This window comes from Micromonospora matsumotoense (assembly GCF_900091525.1).
Lineage (GTDB): Bacteria > Actinomycetota > Actinomycetes > Mycobacteriales > Micromonosporaceae > Micromonospora > Micromonospora matsumotoensis.
Genome location: NZ_FMCU01000010.1, coordinates 185,389 through 200,030, shown reverse-complemented (window position 1 = coordinate 200,030; position 14,642 = coordinate 185,389). Strand labels below are relative to the sequence as shown.

13 protein-coding genes are annotated in these 14,642 nt (G+C 74.4%); 6 read left to right on the top strand and 7 right to left on the bottom strand.

Features of this window, described 5'->3' with window-relative positions; all coding sequences use genetic code 11:
- Nucleotides 1–10 precede the first annotated feature (10 nt).
- From hpf to mtrA, 5 genes are all read right to left on the bottom strand, one after another.
- Entirely contained in the window at nt 11–637 is a 627-nt protein-coding gene (gene hpf, locus GA0070216_RS20655; protein ID WP_091248470.1) for a ribosome hibernation-promoting factor, HPF/YfiA family, read from the bottom strand.
- Nucleotides 638–887: 250 nt separating this feature from the next.
- The gene (locus tag GA0070216_RS20650) at nt 888–1,595 is read right to left on the bottom strand and encodes a ComF family protein (RefSeq protein ID WP_091248467.1); all 708 of its coding nucleotides are present in this window, start codon (nt 1,593–1,595) and stop codon (nt 888–890) included.
- Between the two features lie 7 nt (nt 1,596–1,602).
- The gene (locus tag GA0070216_RS20645; RefSeq protein WP_091248464.1) at nt 1,603–3,429 is read right to left on the bottom strand and encodes an LpqB family beta-propeller domain-containing protein; all 1,827 of its coding nucleotides are present in this window, start codon (nt 3,427–3,429) and stop codon (nt 1,603–1,605) included.
- Nucleotides 3,426–5,183: an MtrAB system histidine kinase MtrB gene (gene mtrB, locus GA0070216_RS20640; RefSeq protein ID WP_091248462.1), complete on the bottom strand. Its 1,758-nt coding sequence runs from the start codon at nt 5,181–5,183 to the stop codon at nt 3,426–3,428. Before mtrB ends, GA0070216_RS20645 begins: the two co-directional genes overlap by 4 nt.
- Nucleotides 5,184–5,196: 13 nt before the next feature.
- Entirely contained in the window at nt 5,197–5,886 is a 690-nt protein-coding gene (gene mtrA / locus GA0070216_RS20635; RefSeq protein ID WP_067306208.1) for an MtrAB system response regulator MtrA, read from the bottom strand.
- 214 nt (nt 5,887–6,100) lie between these two features.
- Here mtrA and GA0070216_RS20630 point away from each other — a divergent pair, with 214 nt between their 5' ends.
- Genes GA0070216_RS20630 through GA0070216_RS20610 form a run of 5 tightly spaced genes read left to right on the top strand, consistent with a single transcriptional unit; the run spans nt 6,101 to nt 11,211 of the window.
- Nucleotides 6,101–6,946: a hypothetical protein gene (locus GA0070216_RS20630; RefSeq protein WP_091248460.1), complete on the top strand. Its 846-nt coding sequence runs from the start codon at nt 6,101–6,103 to the stop codon at nt 6,944–6,946.
- A complete protein-coding gene (locus tag GA0070216_RS20625) occupies nt 6,943–7,554 on the top strand; it encodes a DUF4129 domain-containing protein (RefSeq protein WP_091248456.1) in 612 nt (203 codons plus the stop codon). Before GA0070216_RS20630 ends, GA0070216_RS20625 begins: the two co-directional genes overlap by 4 nt.
- On the top strand, nt 7,551–8,918 hold the full coding sequence (locus tag GA0070216_RS20620) for a DUF4350 domain-containing protein (protein ID WP_091248452.1): 1,368 nt from the start codon (nt 7,551–7,553) through the stop codon (nt 8,916–8,918). The genes GA0070216_RS20625 and GA0070216_RS20620 overlap by 4 nt, the downstream gene beginning before the upstream one ends.
- Nucleotides 8,915–9,904, top strand: coding sequence for an AAA family ATPase (locus GA0070216_RS20615; RefSeq protein ID WP_091248448.1), 990 nt, complete (start codon nt 8,915–8,917; stop codon nt 9,902–9,904). The genes GA0070216_RS20620 and GA0070216_RS20615 overlap by 4 nt, the downstream gene beginning before the upstream one ends.
- Entirely contained in the window at nt 9,901–11,211 is a 1,311-nt protein-coding gene (locus GA0070216_RS20610; protein ID WP_091248445.1) for a DUF58 domain-containing protein, read from the top strand. The genes GA0070216_RS20615 and GA0070216_RS20610 overlap by 4 nt, the downstream gene beginning before the upstream one ends.
- A gap of 11 nt (nt 11,212–11,222) precedes the next feature.
- On the opposite strand, the gene GA0070216_RS20605 is transcribed toward GA0070216_RS20610, so the two are convergent.
- A complete protein-coding gene (locus GA0070216_RS20605; protein ID WP_091248658.1) occupies nt 11,223–12,260 on the bottom strand; it encodes a stage II sporulation protein M in 1,038 nt (345 codons plus the stop codon).
- Between the two features lie 42 nt (nt 12,261–12,302).
- On the opposite strand from GA0070216_RS20605, the gene GA0070216_RS20600 reads away from it, so the two are divergent.
- Nucleotides 12,303–13,307 (top strand): RDD family protein, encoded by a 1,005-nt coding sequence (locus tag GA0070216_RS20600; RefSeq protein ID WP_245722607.1) that lies wholly within the window; start codon nt 12,303–12,305, stop codon nt 13,305–13,307.
- On the opposite strand, the gene efeB is transcribed toward GA0070216_RS20600, so the two are convergent.
- Entirely contained in the window at nt 13,300–14,601 is a 1,302-nt protein-coding gene (efeB, locus tag GA0070216_RS20595) for an iron uptake transporter deferrochelatase/peroxidase subunit (protein WP_091248442.1), read from the bottom strand. The two genes, GA0070216_RS20600 and efeB, sit on opposite strands and share 8 nt — an antisense overlap.
- Between the last annotated feature and the right edge of the window lie 41 nt (nt 14,602–14,642).

Here is a 14,642-nt window from a genome sequence, read left to right as displayed (position 1 = left end):
AGGGCGGGGGTTAGGTGTCTAGGGAGATGATGCCGTAGTCGTAGGCGTGGCGGCGGTAGACGACGCTGGGGCGGCCGGACTCCTTGTCGTGGAACAGGTAGAAGTCGTGGCCGACGAGTTCCATCTGGAACAGGGCGTCGTCGACGGTCATCGGATCGGCGGGGTGCACCTTGGCCCGGGCGATGTGCCAGGGCTGGTCGTCGTGCTCCTCCGGGCGTTCCTCGACGGCGGTCGCGGTGGCCGTGCCGGTGACGGCGACGGCGACGTCGTCCAGACCGGCCACCGGTAGACCGGCGGTGGCGGCGGCGACGGAGATCGGCGCATGCCGGCCCCGGTGTACGCGGCGGCGGTCGGCCGCCCGGCGCAGTCGGGTGTCCAGCTTGGCGATGGCCGCGTCCAGCGCGCTGTAGAAGTCGTTCGTGCAGGCCTCGGCCCTGATCACCGGCCCACGGGAGACACAGGTGATCTCCACACGCTGGCAGGTGTCGGACTGGCGGGGATTGCGTTCGTGGAACAGCTCCACATCGACCCGGATGAGCTTGTGATCGTAGCGTTCGATCTTTGCGAGTTTCTCCGCTACGTGTACCCGGTAATGGTCCGGCACTTCGACGTTTCGACCCTTGACCACGATGTCCACGTGACCTCCCTTTTCCGGATGGTCGGCTGATCTTCGAATCCGGTCGAGCGACCTCGGGAGGACCCCTGGGAGCGTCGACCGGTCAGGTACGGCTACGCCTCCTTCCACCGTCGGGGGCGGGTGGGAAACCCTTCCTACCCCGACACGAAAACGCTAACTCCTGTTCGCCCGACAGTCACCCCCGGTTGTGGGAAACGCTCAGAGAATTAACAGCAACCAACACCATGGGGTGAAACGGAAACACGAAGCGTCACCAATGCCGCCGCTTTTGCGTTGCACCCAACACGGCCGCGCCGTATGGCGTCATTCCCGCCGCGCGCAAGGTCCGACTCATCGCCGCCAGGGTGGCCCCGGTGGTCAGGATGTCGTCCAACACCACCACCGTCCGGCCACCCGCGCCCCGGCCGGCCCACCCGGGCCGCAGCCGGAACGCCGACGCCGCCGCCTCGGCCCGTCCCGAATGATCCAGCTCCACCGAATCCGGCCGGGGCAGCGCCCGCACCGGCACCGCCGTCCGCACGTCCCAGCCGGCCCGCCGCAACCGGACCGCCGCGTGCCGGGCCAACCGGGTCAGGTGGTCGCCGTAGCGGGCCCGGGCCGCCGCCGCCCGGTCCGGCACCGGCACCAGCAGCACCGGTCGGGCCGACCCCACCGACGCCGCCACCACCTCCGCCAGCAACCCGCCCAACGGCCGGGCCAGCCCGTGCCGGCCCCGCTCCTTGTACGACAGCAGCGCCTCCCGCAGCGGACCCGCGTACGGGCCGAGAGCGTGACAGGGCGGCAGGTCGGGTGGGGGCGGGGTGGGTCGGGCCGGCGCCGGCCGCAGCGCGGCGAGTTGGCGTACGCACTGCGGGCAGCAGCCCTGGCGCAGGGTCGCGTCCCGCCGCCCGCAGCCCGCGCACCCGGTCGGGAAGACCAGATCGGTCAGGTCCGCCCAGAGTCCGCCGACGTCCCGCACGAGCAGCTCAGAACAGGAAGAACGGTGCGGTCGGGCTGCCCACCCGGCCACCGGCGGGCGGAGGTGGCACGTCCAGCACCTGTTCGCTCCGGATCGTCTCCGCCGACGGCGAACGGTAGCGGTAGGCGACCCCGTTGGCCTCGTACATCATCATGACGGCGGGCAGCACGTACGTCGGGTTGGCCGGGTAGACCGCGAGATGGGTCACCCGGGCGCCGACGTCGGTGACCAGCGCGGCCTGCTGCGCCCCGTCCACGCTCACCTCGTAGACCGCCGAGCGGTTGGTGGAGCCGGCGACGGCCAGGGTGTTCTCCTGCGCCCAGTCCACCGCGGACAGGTCGGTCAGCGTGGTGGCGACCGGTCGCACCGGGCCGAGCGACACCACTCCGCCGTCGAGGCTCGCCGCACTGAGATAGAGCCGACCGCCGACGATCAGCGCGATCCGGTGCCCGTCCAGCGAGGTGGCCACCGCGCTGACCTGACCCGTGGCGCCCACCGCCACCTGCACCATCCGGGCCCGGTCGTCGAACCGGTAGAGCCGCCCGTCGGCCACCACCAGCCCGTACGGCTGGGCCGCCCCGAGCGGGCGCAGCCAGACCGGCCGGCCGATCGCGGTGAACGTCTGCATCGCCGGGGTCATCACCTGCACCGGTGCGACGCCCGAACCGGCGACCAGCCGCTGCCGGCCACCGGGGGCGGTGCTCACCAGGGCGGCGAGGGTCTTCTCCTCGGCGGCCCGCCGCAGGGCGGCCGAGACGATGGTGTGGTTGTCCTCCGCGCGGATCGGCACGGTGCCGATGGACTCGGTCTCGAAGACGAGCGGATGGATCGCCCCGTCATAGACGGTGAACCGCTGCGGTCCCTCGGTGAGCGGGTAGACCGGATTGTTGAGGCGGTGGGCGGCCAGGTCGTCGATGGTCACCCGGGACTGGTTGCGGGTGGTGAGCTGGAGCGGCCCGTCCAGGTCGGACAGTGACCAGGACAGCTGGATGCCGAGCTTCTCCAGCTTGCGGCGGTCGTCCCCGGGCAGGTCGAGATTGACCTCCCAGCGGCCGTCGGTCTTGACCGCGTTGTTGATCAGGGCGGTCCGGTCCGGCAGGCCGCTCACCCCCTGTCGGAGCCAGTCCGACGGGCCGGCGATCAGCCACTTGACCGCCTCGCTGACCAGCCGCTCGGCCGGCACGGCGAGCGGCAGGTAACGCTGGTCGGCGACGAGTCGGGTGGCGTCGGAGTTCCAGAAGTAGACCGTGCGGGTCTGGTAGTACTGCCGCAGCGCCAACGTGTCCAGCAGCAGCACGCTGGGCGGATCGGTGACGTAGTAGCCGCCGTCCGTCGTGCTCTCCTGGCCCGCCTCGGCGGAGCCGCGCAACGAGAACTGGTATTCCGTGTCGGTCACCACCGGTGGGCCGAGCACCCCGTTGGCCCGCAGCAACCCGACCTGCTGCACCGGCACCCGGACGGTGAGCAGCCCGCTGGCGTTCTCGGTGATCACCGGCTTCTCGGTCAGCCGGACCACGTTGATCGCGACCTCGCTGCCCTGCTTCTCGGCGAGCCGGTTGCGGTCCTCCCGGGCGATGAACTGCTTGACCCGGGCGTACGCCCGCTCGGGCTCGCCGGCTGCGGCGGCCAGGAAGTTGCGGACGAAGATCTCCCGGTCGGCACCGCTGGCCGTCCGGGTGGGTGGTTCGCCCCGGCCGAAGCTGGACGCGCCCGCCGAGACGGCCGGCCCGGAGCCGTCCACCTGCACGTCGCTGCGGTCGGGGATGCCGCAGCCGGCGGCGAGCGCCAGCAGCGCGGCGCAGAGCAGCCCGGCCAGCGTCCGGCGGCGGCTCACGACCGGGCCTCCGCCCGCTCGTCGGGCGTGGCGGTCGGCCCCGGGCCGATGGCCAGGGCGCCACCGCCACCGGGCCCGATGGCCAACAGGTCGCCGTCGCGGGGGCCACCGAAGGGCAGGGTGGCGTCGGCCGGCACCAGCCGCAGCGGTGAGGTGGTGAGCCGGTCGCCGGAGCGGACCGGCAGGGTCAGTCGGAACTGGGCGCCCTGTCCGGGTGCGCCCCACGCCTCCAGCCAGCCGCCGTGCAGCCGGGCGTCCTCCAGGCTGATCGACAGGCCCAGGCCGGTCCCGCCGGTCTGCCGGGCCCGGGACGGGTCGGCCCGCCAGAAGCGGTTGAAGACCAGCTTCTCCTCGCCCGGCTTGAGCCCGACGCCGTGGTCGCGCACGGTGACCGCGACGGCGGTCTGGTCGACGCCCAGGGTGATCACCACCGGTTTGGCCTCGCCGTGCTCGACGGCGTTGCCGACCAGGTTGCGCAGCACCCGCTCGACCCGGCGCGGGTCCACCTCGGCGATCACCGGGGTCGTCGGCACGGCCAGCTCGATGGTGACGCCGACGCGTTCGGCCAGCCCGGCGAGGCGGTCGGCGACCCGGTGCACCACCGGCACCAGGTCGGTCGGCTCGGAGTCGAGCATGGCGAAGCCGGCGTCGAAGCGGCTGATCTCCAGCAGGTCGGTGAGCAGCTCCTCGAACCGGTCCAGCTCCGCCTGGAGCAGCTCGGCGCTGCGGGCCACCGCCGGGTCGAACTCGTCGCGCTCGGCGAAGATCAGGTCGGCGGCCATCCGGACGGTGGTCAGTGGGGTACGCAGCTCGTGCGAGACGTCGGAGGTGAACCGGCGCTGGAGGCGGGACATCTCCTCCAGCCGCAGGATCTGCCGTTGCAGGTTGGTCGCCATCTGGTTGAAGGAGGCGGCGAGCAGGGCGAGGTCGTCCTCGCCGTTGACCACCATCCGCTGGTCGAGCAGGCCGGCGGAGAGCCGCTGGGCGGTCCGCGCGGCCACCCGGACCGGGGTCACCACCAGCCGGGTGACCAGGGCGGCGAGCAGGCCGAGCAGCAGCACCAGGGCCACCCCGGTGGCCAGTACGGTGGCCCGGGCGTCGGCGGCGGTGGCGTCCTGCCGGTGGAGCGGTACGAGGTAGTACAGCTCCAGCTGGCCGAAGCGGGTCGGCACCGGGGAACCGTAGACCAGGTATTTCGTCTGCTCGCCGGTGAGCCGGCCGGTGCGGATCTGGTGGGCCACCTTGCCGTCGGCGACGGCGGCCCGCAGCTCCCGGCTGACCAGTGGCCGGACGTCCATCGCCGGGGAGGTGCGGGTCTCGATGATGCCGGCGTAGTTGTCGGCGGTGATCGCCACCACGACCCCGCTGGTCTGCTGCGGGTCGCCTCCGGCCAGGTAGTTCACCGTGCCCTCGATGGTGTCCTGGAGCTGCGCCTCCTGCGGCTGGCTGTAGAGGTTGAACTGCTTGGCCGAGTAGTCGCTGCCGTTGCGCAGCCGCAGCAGCACGTCGGTCTCGGCGTTGTCGAGCAGGATGCTGGTGATCTTGTCGGCGATCAGGTAGGCGAAGCCGCCGACCAGCAGGCTGGACACCACCAACGTGATGGTCACCACCCGGACCTGCAACGACCGCCGCCAGGTCTGCCGCAGGCCGGCGGTCACCCGCAGGCAGCGGCCCACCAGCGCACGGCCCAACGCCCGCGCGGCGGGACGCCAGCCGGCGGTGTGCTCGGGGGTGGGGTTCGGTGTGCTGGTCACGGTGCAGACCAGGCTATCCGGTACCCGCCTTGTAGCCCACGCCCCGCACGGTCAGGATGATTTCCGGCCGTTCCGGGTCCGGCTCGATCTTGGCGCGCAGCCGCTGCACGTGCACGTTGACCAGCCGGGTGTCCGCCGCGTGCCGGTAGCCCCAGACCTGCTCCAGCAGCACCTCCCGGGTGAACACCTGACGTGGCTTGCGGGCCAGCGCGACCAGCAGATCGAACTCCAGCGGCGTCAGTTTCACCTCCTCGCCGTCCCGGCTGACGGTGTGCGCCGGCACGTCGATGGTGATCTGGTTGCCGGGCGGGCCGATGGTCAGCATCTCCGGGGCCACGTCCTCGCCCCGGCGCAGCCGGGCCCGCATCCGGGCCACCAGTTCCTTGGGCTTGAACGGCTTGACCACGTAGTCGTCGGCGCCGGACTCCAAGCCGAGCACCACGTCGACGGTGTCGCTCTTGGCGGTCAGCATGACGATCGGCACCCCCGACTCGCCACGGATCGCCCGCGCCACGTCGATACCGCTCATTCCGGGCAACATCAGGTCGAGCAACACGATATCGGGTCGACTGTCCCGGAACGCGGCCAACGCCCGTTCCCCGTCGGCGACGAAGGAGGGCAGGAAACCCTCGCTGCGCAGGACGATGCCGAGCATCTCGGCGAGCGCGGGGTCGTCGTCGACCACCAGTACCCGGGCTCTCATGGGGTTTATGTTTCCATCCCCGTTCAGTTGGTGGGATCGCGTCTGGATGGCACGGTACTGCCGGAAGAGGGCTCACCGCACGTCCCACGCGCGATATCTCCCCCGATGGCCGCATCGGTGGGCCCGCACGGCGGGTCCACCCGTCCGGTCAGGCCGTGTCACCATGATCCCCGGGCAGGTCGCCGCCCGCCAGCCACCATCCGCAGGAGTACGCGTGCCCGACGTCGGCCCGACCGCCGTGCTCCCCCGACGTCCGCTCACCGTCGGTGAACTGCTCGACTCCGCCGTACTGCTGTTGCGGGCCCAGGGGCGGGTGCTGATCCCGCTGGGCGTCCTGCTCGCCGCCGGTGAGCAACTGCTGCTGTACCCGCTGCGTCGGCTCGCCGAGGCCGTACCCCCGGTGTGGTGGAGCGAAAGCGGGTCGTTTCCGCTGTGGTGGCAACTACTCGCGGTGGGTGCCGCCGGTGAGGCGGTGAGCGTCCTGCTGCTGGGCAACCCGGCCGCGCGGGCGGCCGGCGCGGCGCTGCTCGGCCGCCGGGCCGGCGTGGGGGAACTCCTCCGGCCGGCGGGGGCCCGCTGGGGCGTCACCCTGCTGCTCGCCCCGGCGGTCGGCCTGCTGATGCTGGTCACGGCGCTGCTCGGCCCGGCCTGGCTGGTCGGCTGGGGCCTGCTCGGCTCGGTCGCCGCGGCGGTGGCGCTGGACCGGGTGCCCGGACTGTCGGCGGTGCCCCGGGCGGTCCGCCTCGCGGTGCGCGGTCGGGCCGCCGCCGTCCGGCTGCTCGGCTACCTCGGCTGGTGGGTGCTGCGGGTCGGTCTCGCCCTCGGGCTCTTCTTCGGCGTCGAGTCGCTGCACCTGGTCGACCTGACCGACCCCGCCGTACGCACCACCGCCGCGATGATCGCCTGGGGCGCGGTGAACAGCGTCGCCTACCCCGCCCTGGCCTGCCTGGACGCGGTGAACCACCTGGACACCCGGATGCGCACCGAGGGGCTGGACATCCAGCTCGCGCGTACCCCCGCCGGGCTCGTGGCGGCCGGCCTGCCGGCGGTCGACCGGTGAGCCGGTGGTGGACGGAGGCCGTCGCCGCGCTCGGCGACGTCCTGCCGCTGCCGCTGGCGGCGCTGCTGCTGGTGCTGGTCGCCGGGCTGACCGCGCTCGCCTGGTACCACTTCCCGGCCTGGGTGCCCCGCCGGCTGCCCCGCTGGCGACTGCCCCGCTGGCGACTGCCCCGGCTGAGGCTGCCCCGCTGGCGGCGACGCCGGGCGGACCGGCCGGCCGGCGGCCCGACCGCTGCCACCCTGCCCCGCCCGCGCACCGGCGACGACGCCCTTCCCGCCGGCCCCGGGCGCTCGCTGGCCGACCGGCTGGCCGCCGAGGGCCGGTACGCCGAAGCCGTCCGGGAACGGCTGCGCGACATGGTCCGCCGGCTGGTCGCCGTCGGTGCGGTCGCCCCCCGCCCGGGGATGACCGTCACCGAGTTGACCGACGCGGCAGCCCACGCCCGACCCCCGGTCGACCCGCCGCTGCGCGCCGCCGGGGCCATCTTCACCGAGCTGTGGTACGCCCAACGCCCGGCCGCCGCCGGCCACGACCGACGGATGCGGGAACTCGCCGACGAGCTGGACCGGGCGCTCGCCGCCCCACCGCCGGACGGCGGCACCCGGTGACCCGGCCCCACACCGCCCGACGGCGGCGGCACCGGGTGATCGTCCCGTTGGCGCTGGCCGCCGCCCTGATCGCCGGCACGGTCGGTGCCCACGCGCTGGACCAGCCGGACCCGACCGATCCCGGTTTCCTCTCCCCGGTCGCCACCGACGACGACGGTGGCAGCCGTCTCGCCGACGCGCTGCGCGCCCGGGGCGTCACCGTCCAACGGGAGACCGGCCTGCTGCCCGCGCTGCTCGACCTCGACAACGGCCCGGCCACCCTCTTCGTCCCGGCGCCGCAACTGCTGCACCCGGACACCCTCGGCGCGCTGGGCGAGCTGCCGGCCGGACGTCGGCTGCTCCTCGTCGACCCGTCCCGCCGGGTGCTGGAGTCCGCCGGCCTGCCGCTGGTGCCGACCGAACGCCGGTGGGCCACCCGGGCGGTCGGACCGGACACCGACGGCCGGCCCTGCCCGCTGCCCGAGGCCACCCGGGCCGGGGTCGCCGCCGCCCAGCTCCAGCGGTACGCCGCCGCACCCGGCGCACCGGTCGCCCTCGACCGCTGCTACTCCGCCGGCCTGGTCCGGCTGCCCGGCCGGGCCGAGCTGATGGTGATCGGGGCCAGTGACCCGTTCCGCAACGACCGGATCGCCGAACAGGGTAACGAGGCGCTCGGCACCGGCCTGCTCGGCGTCCACGGCCGGGTGGTGTGGCTGGACCTGGACGGCCCGGCGCCCGCCCCCACCTTCGGCCGTACCGGTGGCAGCGGAGAGCCCGCCTGGTCGCCCACCCCCGGCGGTGCCACGGAGTACGACGGCGGCGGCACCGGCACCGGCGAGGGCGAGGGGCGGCCGGGTGGTCCCGGCACCTCCACCGGTGACGGGTCGGACGACTCCCCCGACTCGGCCGGTCCACCACCGCCGGACGACCATCCGCTGCTGGACGCCTTCCCACCCTGGTTCTGGGCGCTGCTGATCCAGCTCGCCCTGGTCGCCCTGCTGATCGTGCTCTGGCGGGCCCGCCGGCTCGGCCCCCCGGTCACCGAACCGCTGCCGGTCGAGGTCCGCGCCGCCGAGACCGTCCTCGGCCGGGCCCGGCTCTACCGGCGGGCCCGCGCCCGGGGCCCGACCGCCGCGACCCTGCGTACCGCCGCGTTGGGCCGGTTGCGCGGCCGGCTCGACCTGCCCGCGACCCTCGCGCCGGCGGAGTTGGCCGTCCGGGTGGCCGGGCGGACCGGTGACGACCCGGAGCAGATCCGCGAGCTGCTGTACGGCGCGGCACCCGAGACCGACGCCGCACTGCTGGAGCTGGCCCGGTCGCTGGACCGGCTGACCCGTACCGTGGCGGCAGCCCCCGGCCGTCCGACCGAAGGAGACCCCCGGTGACCCGACCCGCCACCACCGTCGAGCCCACGGCCGGCCCGGACGACGCCCGGGCCGCCCTGCACCGGCTGCGCACCGAGGTGGCCAAGGCGGTCGTCGGCCAGGACGCCGTGGTCACCGGCCTGGTGATCGCGCTGCTCTGCCGGGGCCACGTCCTGTTGGAAGGCGTGCCCGGGGTGGCCAAGACGCTGCTGGTCCGTACCCTCGCCACCGCCCTCGACCTGGACTCCAAGCGGGTCCAGTTCACCCCCGACCTGATGCCCGGTGACGTCACCGGTTCGCTGATCTTCGACCCGCGCACCGCCGCGTTCACCTTCCGGGAGGGGCCGGTCTTCACCAACCTGCTGCTCGCCGACGAAATCAACCGGACGCCGCCGAAGACCCAGTCGGCGCTGCTGGAGGTGATGGAGGAACGTCAGGTGTCGGTCGAGGGGGCCCGCCGGCCGCTGCCGGACCCGTTCATCGTGGCCGCCACCCAGAACCCCGTCGAGTACGAGGGCACCTACCCGCTGCCCGAGGCACAACTGGACCGGTTCCTGCTCAAGCTGACCGTGCCGCTGCCCAACCGGGACGAGGAACTGGGCGTGCTGCGCGCCCACCACGCCGGCTTCGACCCGCGTGACCTCGGCGCGGCCGGCGTACGACCGGTGGCCGGTGCCGCCGACCTGGCCGCCGCCCGGGAGGCGGTCGGCCGGGTGCACGTGGCCGAGCCGGTCCTCGGCTACATCGTGGACCTGTGCCGGGCCACCCGGACCGCCCCGGCGCTGGAGCTGGGCGCGTCACCCCGGGGCGCGACCGGGCTGCTCAGCACGGCGAAGGCGTGGGCCTGGCTGGCCGGCCGGGACCATGTCACCCCCGACGACGTGAAGGCCACCGCCCGCCCGACGTTGCGGCACCGGCTGCGGCTGCGCCCCGAGGTGGAGTTGGAGGGGGTGGGGGTCGACATGGTGCTCGACACGGTGCTGGCCACCGTGCCGACCCCGCGATGACCTGGCGGGCGGCCGTTCTGCTGCTGGTGGGCGTGCCCACCCTGGCGTTCTGGCCGGACCCGTTGGGCGGGGTGGCCGTGATGACCGGCGCGGTGCTGCTGCTGACCGCCGTGGACTGGGCGCTCGCCGCCCCGCTGCACGGGATCACCATCGACCGCGAAGGTGACCGGGCCGTCCGGCTGGGCCACCGCGCGACCGTCGCGTTGCGCCTGACCAACACCTCCGGCCGTACGCTGCACGCCCAGGTGCGCGACGGGTGGGTGCCGTCCGCCGGGGCCCGTCCGGACGTACCGCCGGACCGGGTGTCCCGGGTCGGACCCGGCGGGGTGCTGGTGCTGCCCAACCGGCTCACCCCCACCCGGCGCGGCGACCGGCCGGCGGTGACGGTGACGGTCCGCTCGCTCGGGCCGCTCGGGTTGGCGTTCCGGCAGCGGGCCGGCCGGCCGGCCACCCCCGGCTGGACGCTGCGCGTGCTGCCCCGGTTCGACTCCCGGCGACACCTGCCGGAGAAGCTGTCCCGGCTGCGGGTCATCGACGGCACCCAGGTCACCCGGGGGCGGGGCCAGGGCACCGAGTTCGACACCCTGCGCGAGTACGTGGTCGGCGACGACGTCCGGTCGATCGACTGGCGGGCCAGCGCCCGCCGCTCGGACGTGCTGGTCCGCACCTGGCGGCCGGAGCGCGACCGTCGGCTGGTCTGTGTGCTGGACACCGGCCGCACCTCGGCGGTACGCGTCGGCAACGAGCCCCGGCTGGACACCGCCATCGACGCCGCGCTGCTGCTGACCGCGCTGGCCTCCCGGGCCGGCGACCGGGTCGACCTGCTCGCCGCCGACGCCGAGATCCGGGCCACGGTCACCGGCAGCGGCCAGCCCGCCCTGCTCCACCGGCTGGTGAACGCGCTCGCACCCCTGCATCCGGCGCTGGTGGAGACCGACTTCGCGCTGATCGTCGCGGAGATCCTGCGGCGGCACCGGCGACGCAGCCTGGTGGTGCTCCTCACCGCCCTGGAGGCGGGCGCGCTCGCCGAGGGCCTGCTGCCGGTGCTGCCCCGGCTGGCCGCCCGGCACCGGGTGATCGTGGCGGCCGTGCACGACCCGGTGCTCACCGCGCTGACCACCGCCCCGCCGGTACGCCACGAGGACGCCTACGCCGCCGCGGCCGGCTGGCGGGCGCTCGCCGAGCGGGACCGGGTCCGCGCCGCCCTCGGCCGGTACGGGGTGACCGTGGTGGACGCCCCGGCGGACCGCCTCGCCCCGGCCCTGGCCGACGCCTACCTACGCCTCAAGGCCCTCGGCCAACTCTGAGCCGGGGGCGATCAGTGCGGGCGGTGGGTGGGGTGCCAGGCGCGGGCCGGGTCGGTGGAGGGCCAGAGTTCGGCCAGCCAGGGGTCGGCGCGCTCGGCCGGTGCGCGCTCGACGGCGACCGCCCGGCGACCGAGCAGCACCACGTACGCCAGGAAACCCAGCCACACCGTCGCGCCGAGGCCGACCCGCAGCGCCACCGGCACCGGTGACGGGGTGACGAACGCCTCCAGCAGCGCGGAGACCGCGAAGAGCCCGACCAGGCCCACGGCGACCAGGATCGCCGACCGGCCCGCCTCGGCGACCGACCGGCCCCGGCCCAGGTGCTCGGGCGGTGAGATCCACGCCCAGGCGGTCCGCAGCCCCACCCCGGCCGCGACGAAGACCCCGGTCAGCTCCAGCAGCCCGTGCGGGGTGATCAGTCCGAAGAAGACGTCGGCCCGGTCGTAGGAGACCATCACCCCGCCCACCACACCGACGTTCAGCGCGTTCTGCCACAGCAGATAGAACACCGGCACGACGAGCACCCCGGACGCCAGGCACTGGGCGGCGATCCAGGCGTTGTGGGTCCACAGGTGGAAGGCGAACGTCGGGGCGGAGAACTCGGTGTAGTAGCCGGCGAAGCCGGAGTCGACCAGGTCGGCGGCGGCGTCCGGGCCGATGAACGCGGCAGCGGTGCCCGGGTTGCCCGCGACGTACCAGATGAGGAAGCCGCTGAGCATGCTGAACCCGGTGGCCACCGCACACCACCACGGCCAGGCCCGGTAGACCGCGCCGGGGAACCCGACGACGACGAACCGCCCGAGGGCTGCCCAGGACGGCCGACGGCGGCCGGTGATCCGGGCGCGGGCCCGCAGCACCAGTTGGGAGAGCCGGCTGACCAGGGCCGGATCGGGCGCCCGGCTGCGCAGCGCCGACAGGTGGGTGGCGGTGCGCTGGTAAAGGACGATCATCTCGTCGATCTCGTCGGCGTCGAGCCGGCGGCGGTCGCAGAACAGCTCCAGCCGCCGCCACTCGTGGCTGTGCTCGGCGACGTACGCGTCGAGATCCACTGGTCCTCCCCCGTCGGCGCGCCCATAGTGTTCACTGTCCGGGTGAGAGCGCAACCACCGGTGCCGGCCAGCGGCGGACCGGCCGGCCCGGCGGACACCGCAGCCGGCGGCCGCTGGGCGGACGCCGGGCTGGTCAGCGGCGAGGCCGTCGAGCTGGACGTACGGGCGGCACGGCTCGGCTCCCGGGTGCTGGCGCTCCTGATCGACATCGTCGGTCAACTGCTCTGCGCGGCGCTGTTGGCGCTGACGCTGACCCCGGTGGTGCTGATCCTGCTGCCCGATCCGGTGGTGGACCGGGCCTTCACCGGGGCGTTGGAGACGCTCGGCCTGGTGCTGGTGCTGGTCGGCTATCCGGTGGCCTGGGAACGCCTCAACCACGGCCGGACGCCCGGCAAGCTCGCGGTGGGCCTGCGGGTGGTCAGCGCCGACGGCGGCCCGGTGGAGCTGCGCCAGTCGCTGACCCGGGCGCTGGTGGGGGTGGCCGTGGAGTGGCCGGGACTGGTGCTGCCGCTGCTGAGCTGGGTGGCCGGGGCCACCGTGATGCTCACCGACCCGCGCGGCCGACGGCTGGGCGACCTGGTGGCCGGCACCATGGTGGTGCACACCCGGACGACGCAGACCTGGCGACCGGCCCCACGGATCATTCCGCCGTTGGCCGGCTGGGCGGTCACCCTGGACCTGACCAGGCTCGACGACGCGCTGGCCCTGGCGGTCCGGCAGTACCTGACCCGGGCCCAGCAGATCATCGAGCCGTACCGGACGAGGTTGGCCCGGGAGTTGTGGCGCGAGGTGGCGACGGTGACCGCCCCGACGCCGCCGCCCGGCGTACCGGAGCCGTTGCTGCTGGCGGCGGTGCTGGCGGAACGGAACCGGCGCGGCACGCTGCGGCTGCGCCGCAACCGGGCGTTCACCGCCGCCCTCTGGCCCGACCCGGCTCCGGTCGGCCCCGCCGCCGTCGCACCGCCGAGCCCCGCCACCCCGCCGGCCCCGGCCGGGCCGGCGCTCCGGTCCGCGTCGCCGGAGGGCGCCGGCTCGTCGCTCAGCTGAACAGGGCGCGACCCCACCAGTCGGCGGCGTCGCGGACCCCGGGCGGGCAGGCGAAGAGGCCGCTGGAGACGTGCCGCAGGTATTCGTTCATCGCGTCGTTGCGGGCCAACTGGGTCTGGATCGGCACGAACTGCCGGCGCGGGTCCCGCTGGTAGGCCATGAAGAACAGTCCGGCGTCGAGCCGGCCCAGCCCGTCCGACCCGTCGACGTAGTTGTAGCCGCGACGCAGCAGCCGGGCGCCGTTGTTCTGGTCGGGGTGGGCGAGCCGCACGTGCGAGTCCCCGGCGATCACGGGCTGTCCGTCGTCGCCTTTGGCGGCGAAGTCCGGCTCGTCGAACTCCTCCCGGCGGCCCAGCGGCGCACCGCTGCCCTTGGTCCGGCCGACGATCTGTTCCTGCTCGACCAGCGAACTGCGGTCCCAGGTCTCGATCTGCATCCGGATCTTGCGGGTGACCAGGTAGGACCCGCCGGTCAGCCAGTCCGTACCGTCGTCCGGCTGGGCCCAGAGCTGCTCGCGCAGCAGCCCGGCGTCCTCGGCCTTGAGATTGGCGGTGCCGTCCTTGAAACCGAAGAGGTTACGCGGGGTCGCCTGGTCCCGGGACGTCGACGAGGTACGCCCGAAGCCGAGCTGCGACCAGCGGACGCTCACCACTCCCATCCCGATGCGGGCCAGGTTGCGGATGGCGTGCACCGCCACCTGCGGGTCGTTGGCGCACGCCTGCACGCACAGGTCACCACCGGAGATCTCCGGGCGCAACGCGTCCCCGGCGAAGTGCGGCAGGTCGGCCAGCGCGGCGGGCCGGCGGCCGGCAATGCCGAACCGGTCCCGGCCCTGCGCGTCGCGGAACAGCGTCGCGCCGAAGCCGACGGTCAGGGTGAGCTGCGACGGGGGCAGGCCCAACGCCTCGCCGGTGTCGTCCGGCGGGGCCTCCGGCATGCCGCCGACGGCGCCGATCACCCCGGCGTCCTTCCCGCCGGTCATCCGGGCGGCGGCGGCCGTCCACTCCTGGAGCATCGCGACCAGCCGGTCCCGATCCTTGGTGATCACGTCGAAGGCGACGAAGTGCAGCCGGTCCTGGGCCGGGGTGGTGATCCCGGCCTGGTGTTCACCGTGGAACGGCACCGCCCCGGCGGCCCCGTCGTACGCGGCGGCGCGGTCGCCGTCGCGGGTCAGCGCGCCCGCTCCGGCGGCCACCCCGGCGACCCCGGCGACCCCGACCCCGGCGAGGGTGATCGCCCGCCGTCGGGACAGCCGGCGTCGACCCCGGCCGGCGGTGCTGTTCTGCTCGCTCATCGACTCTCCTGGGAGGGACCGACCGCCCCGGGGCGGCGACC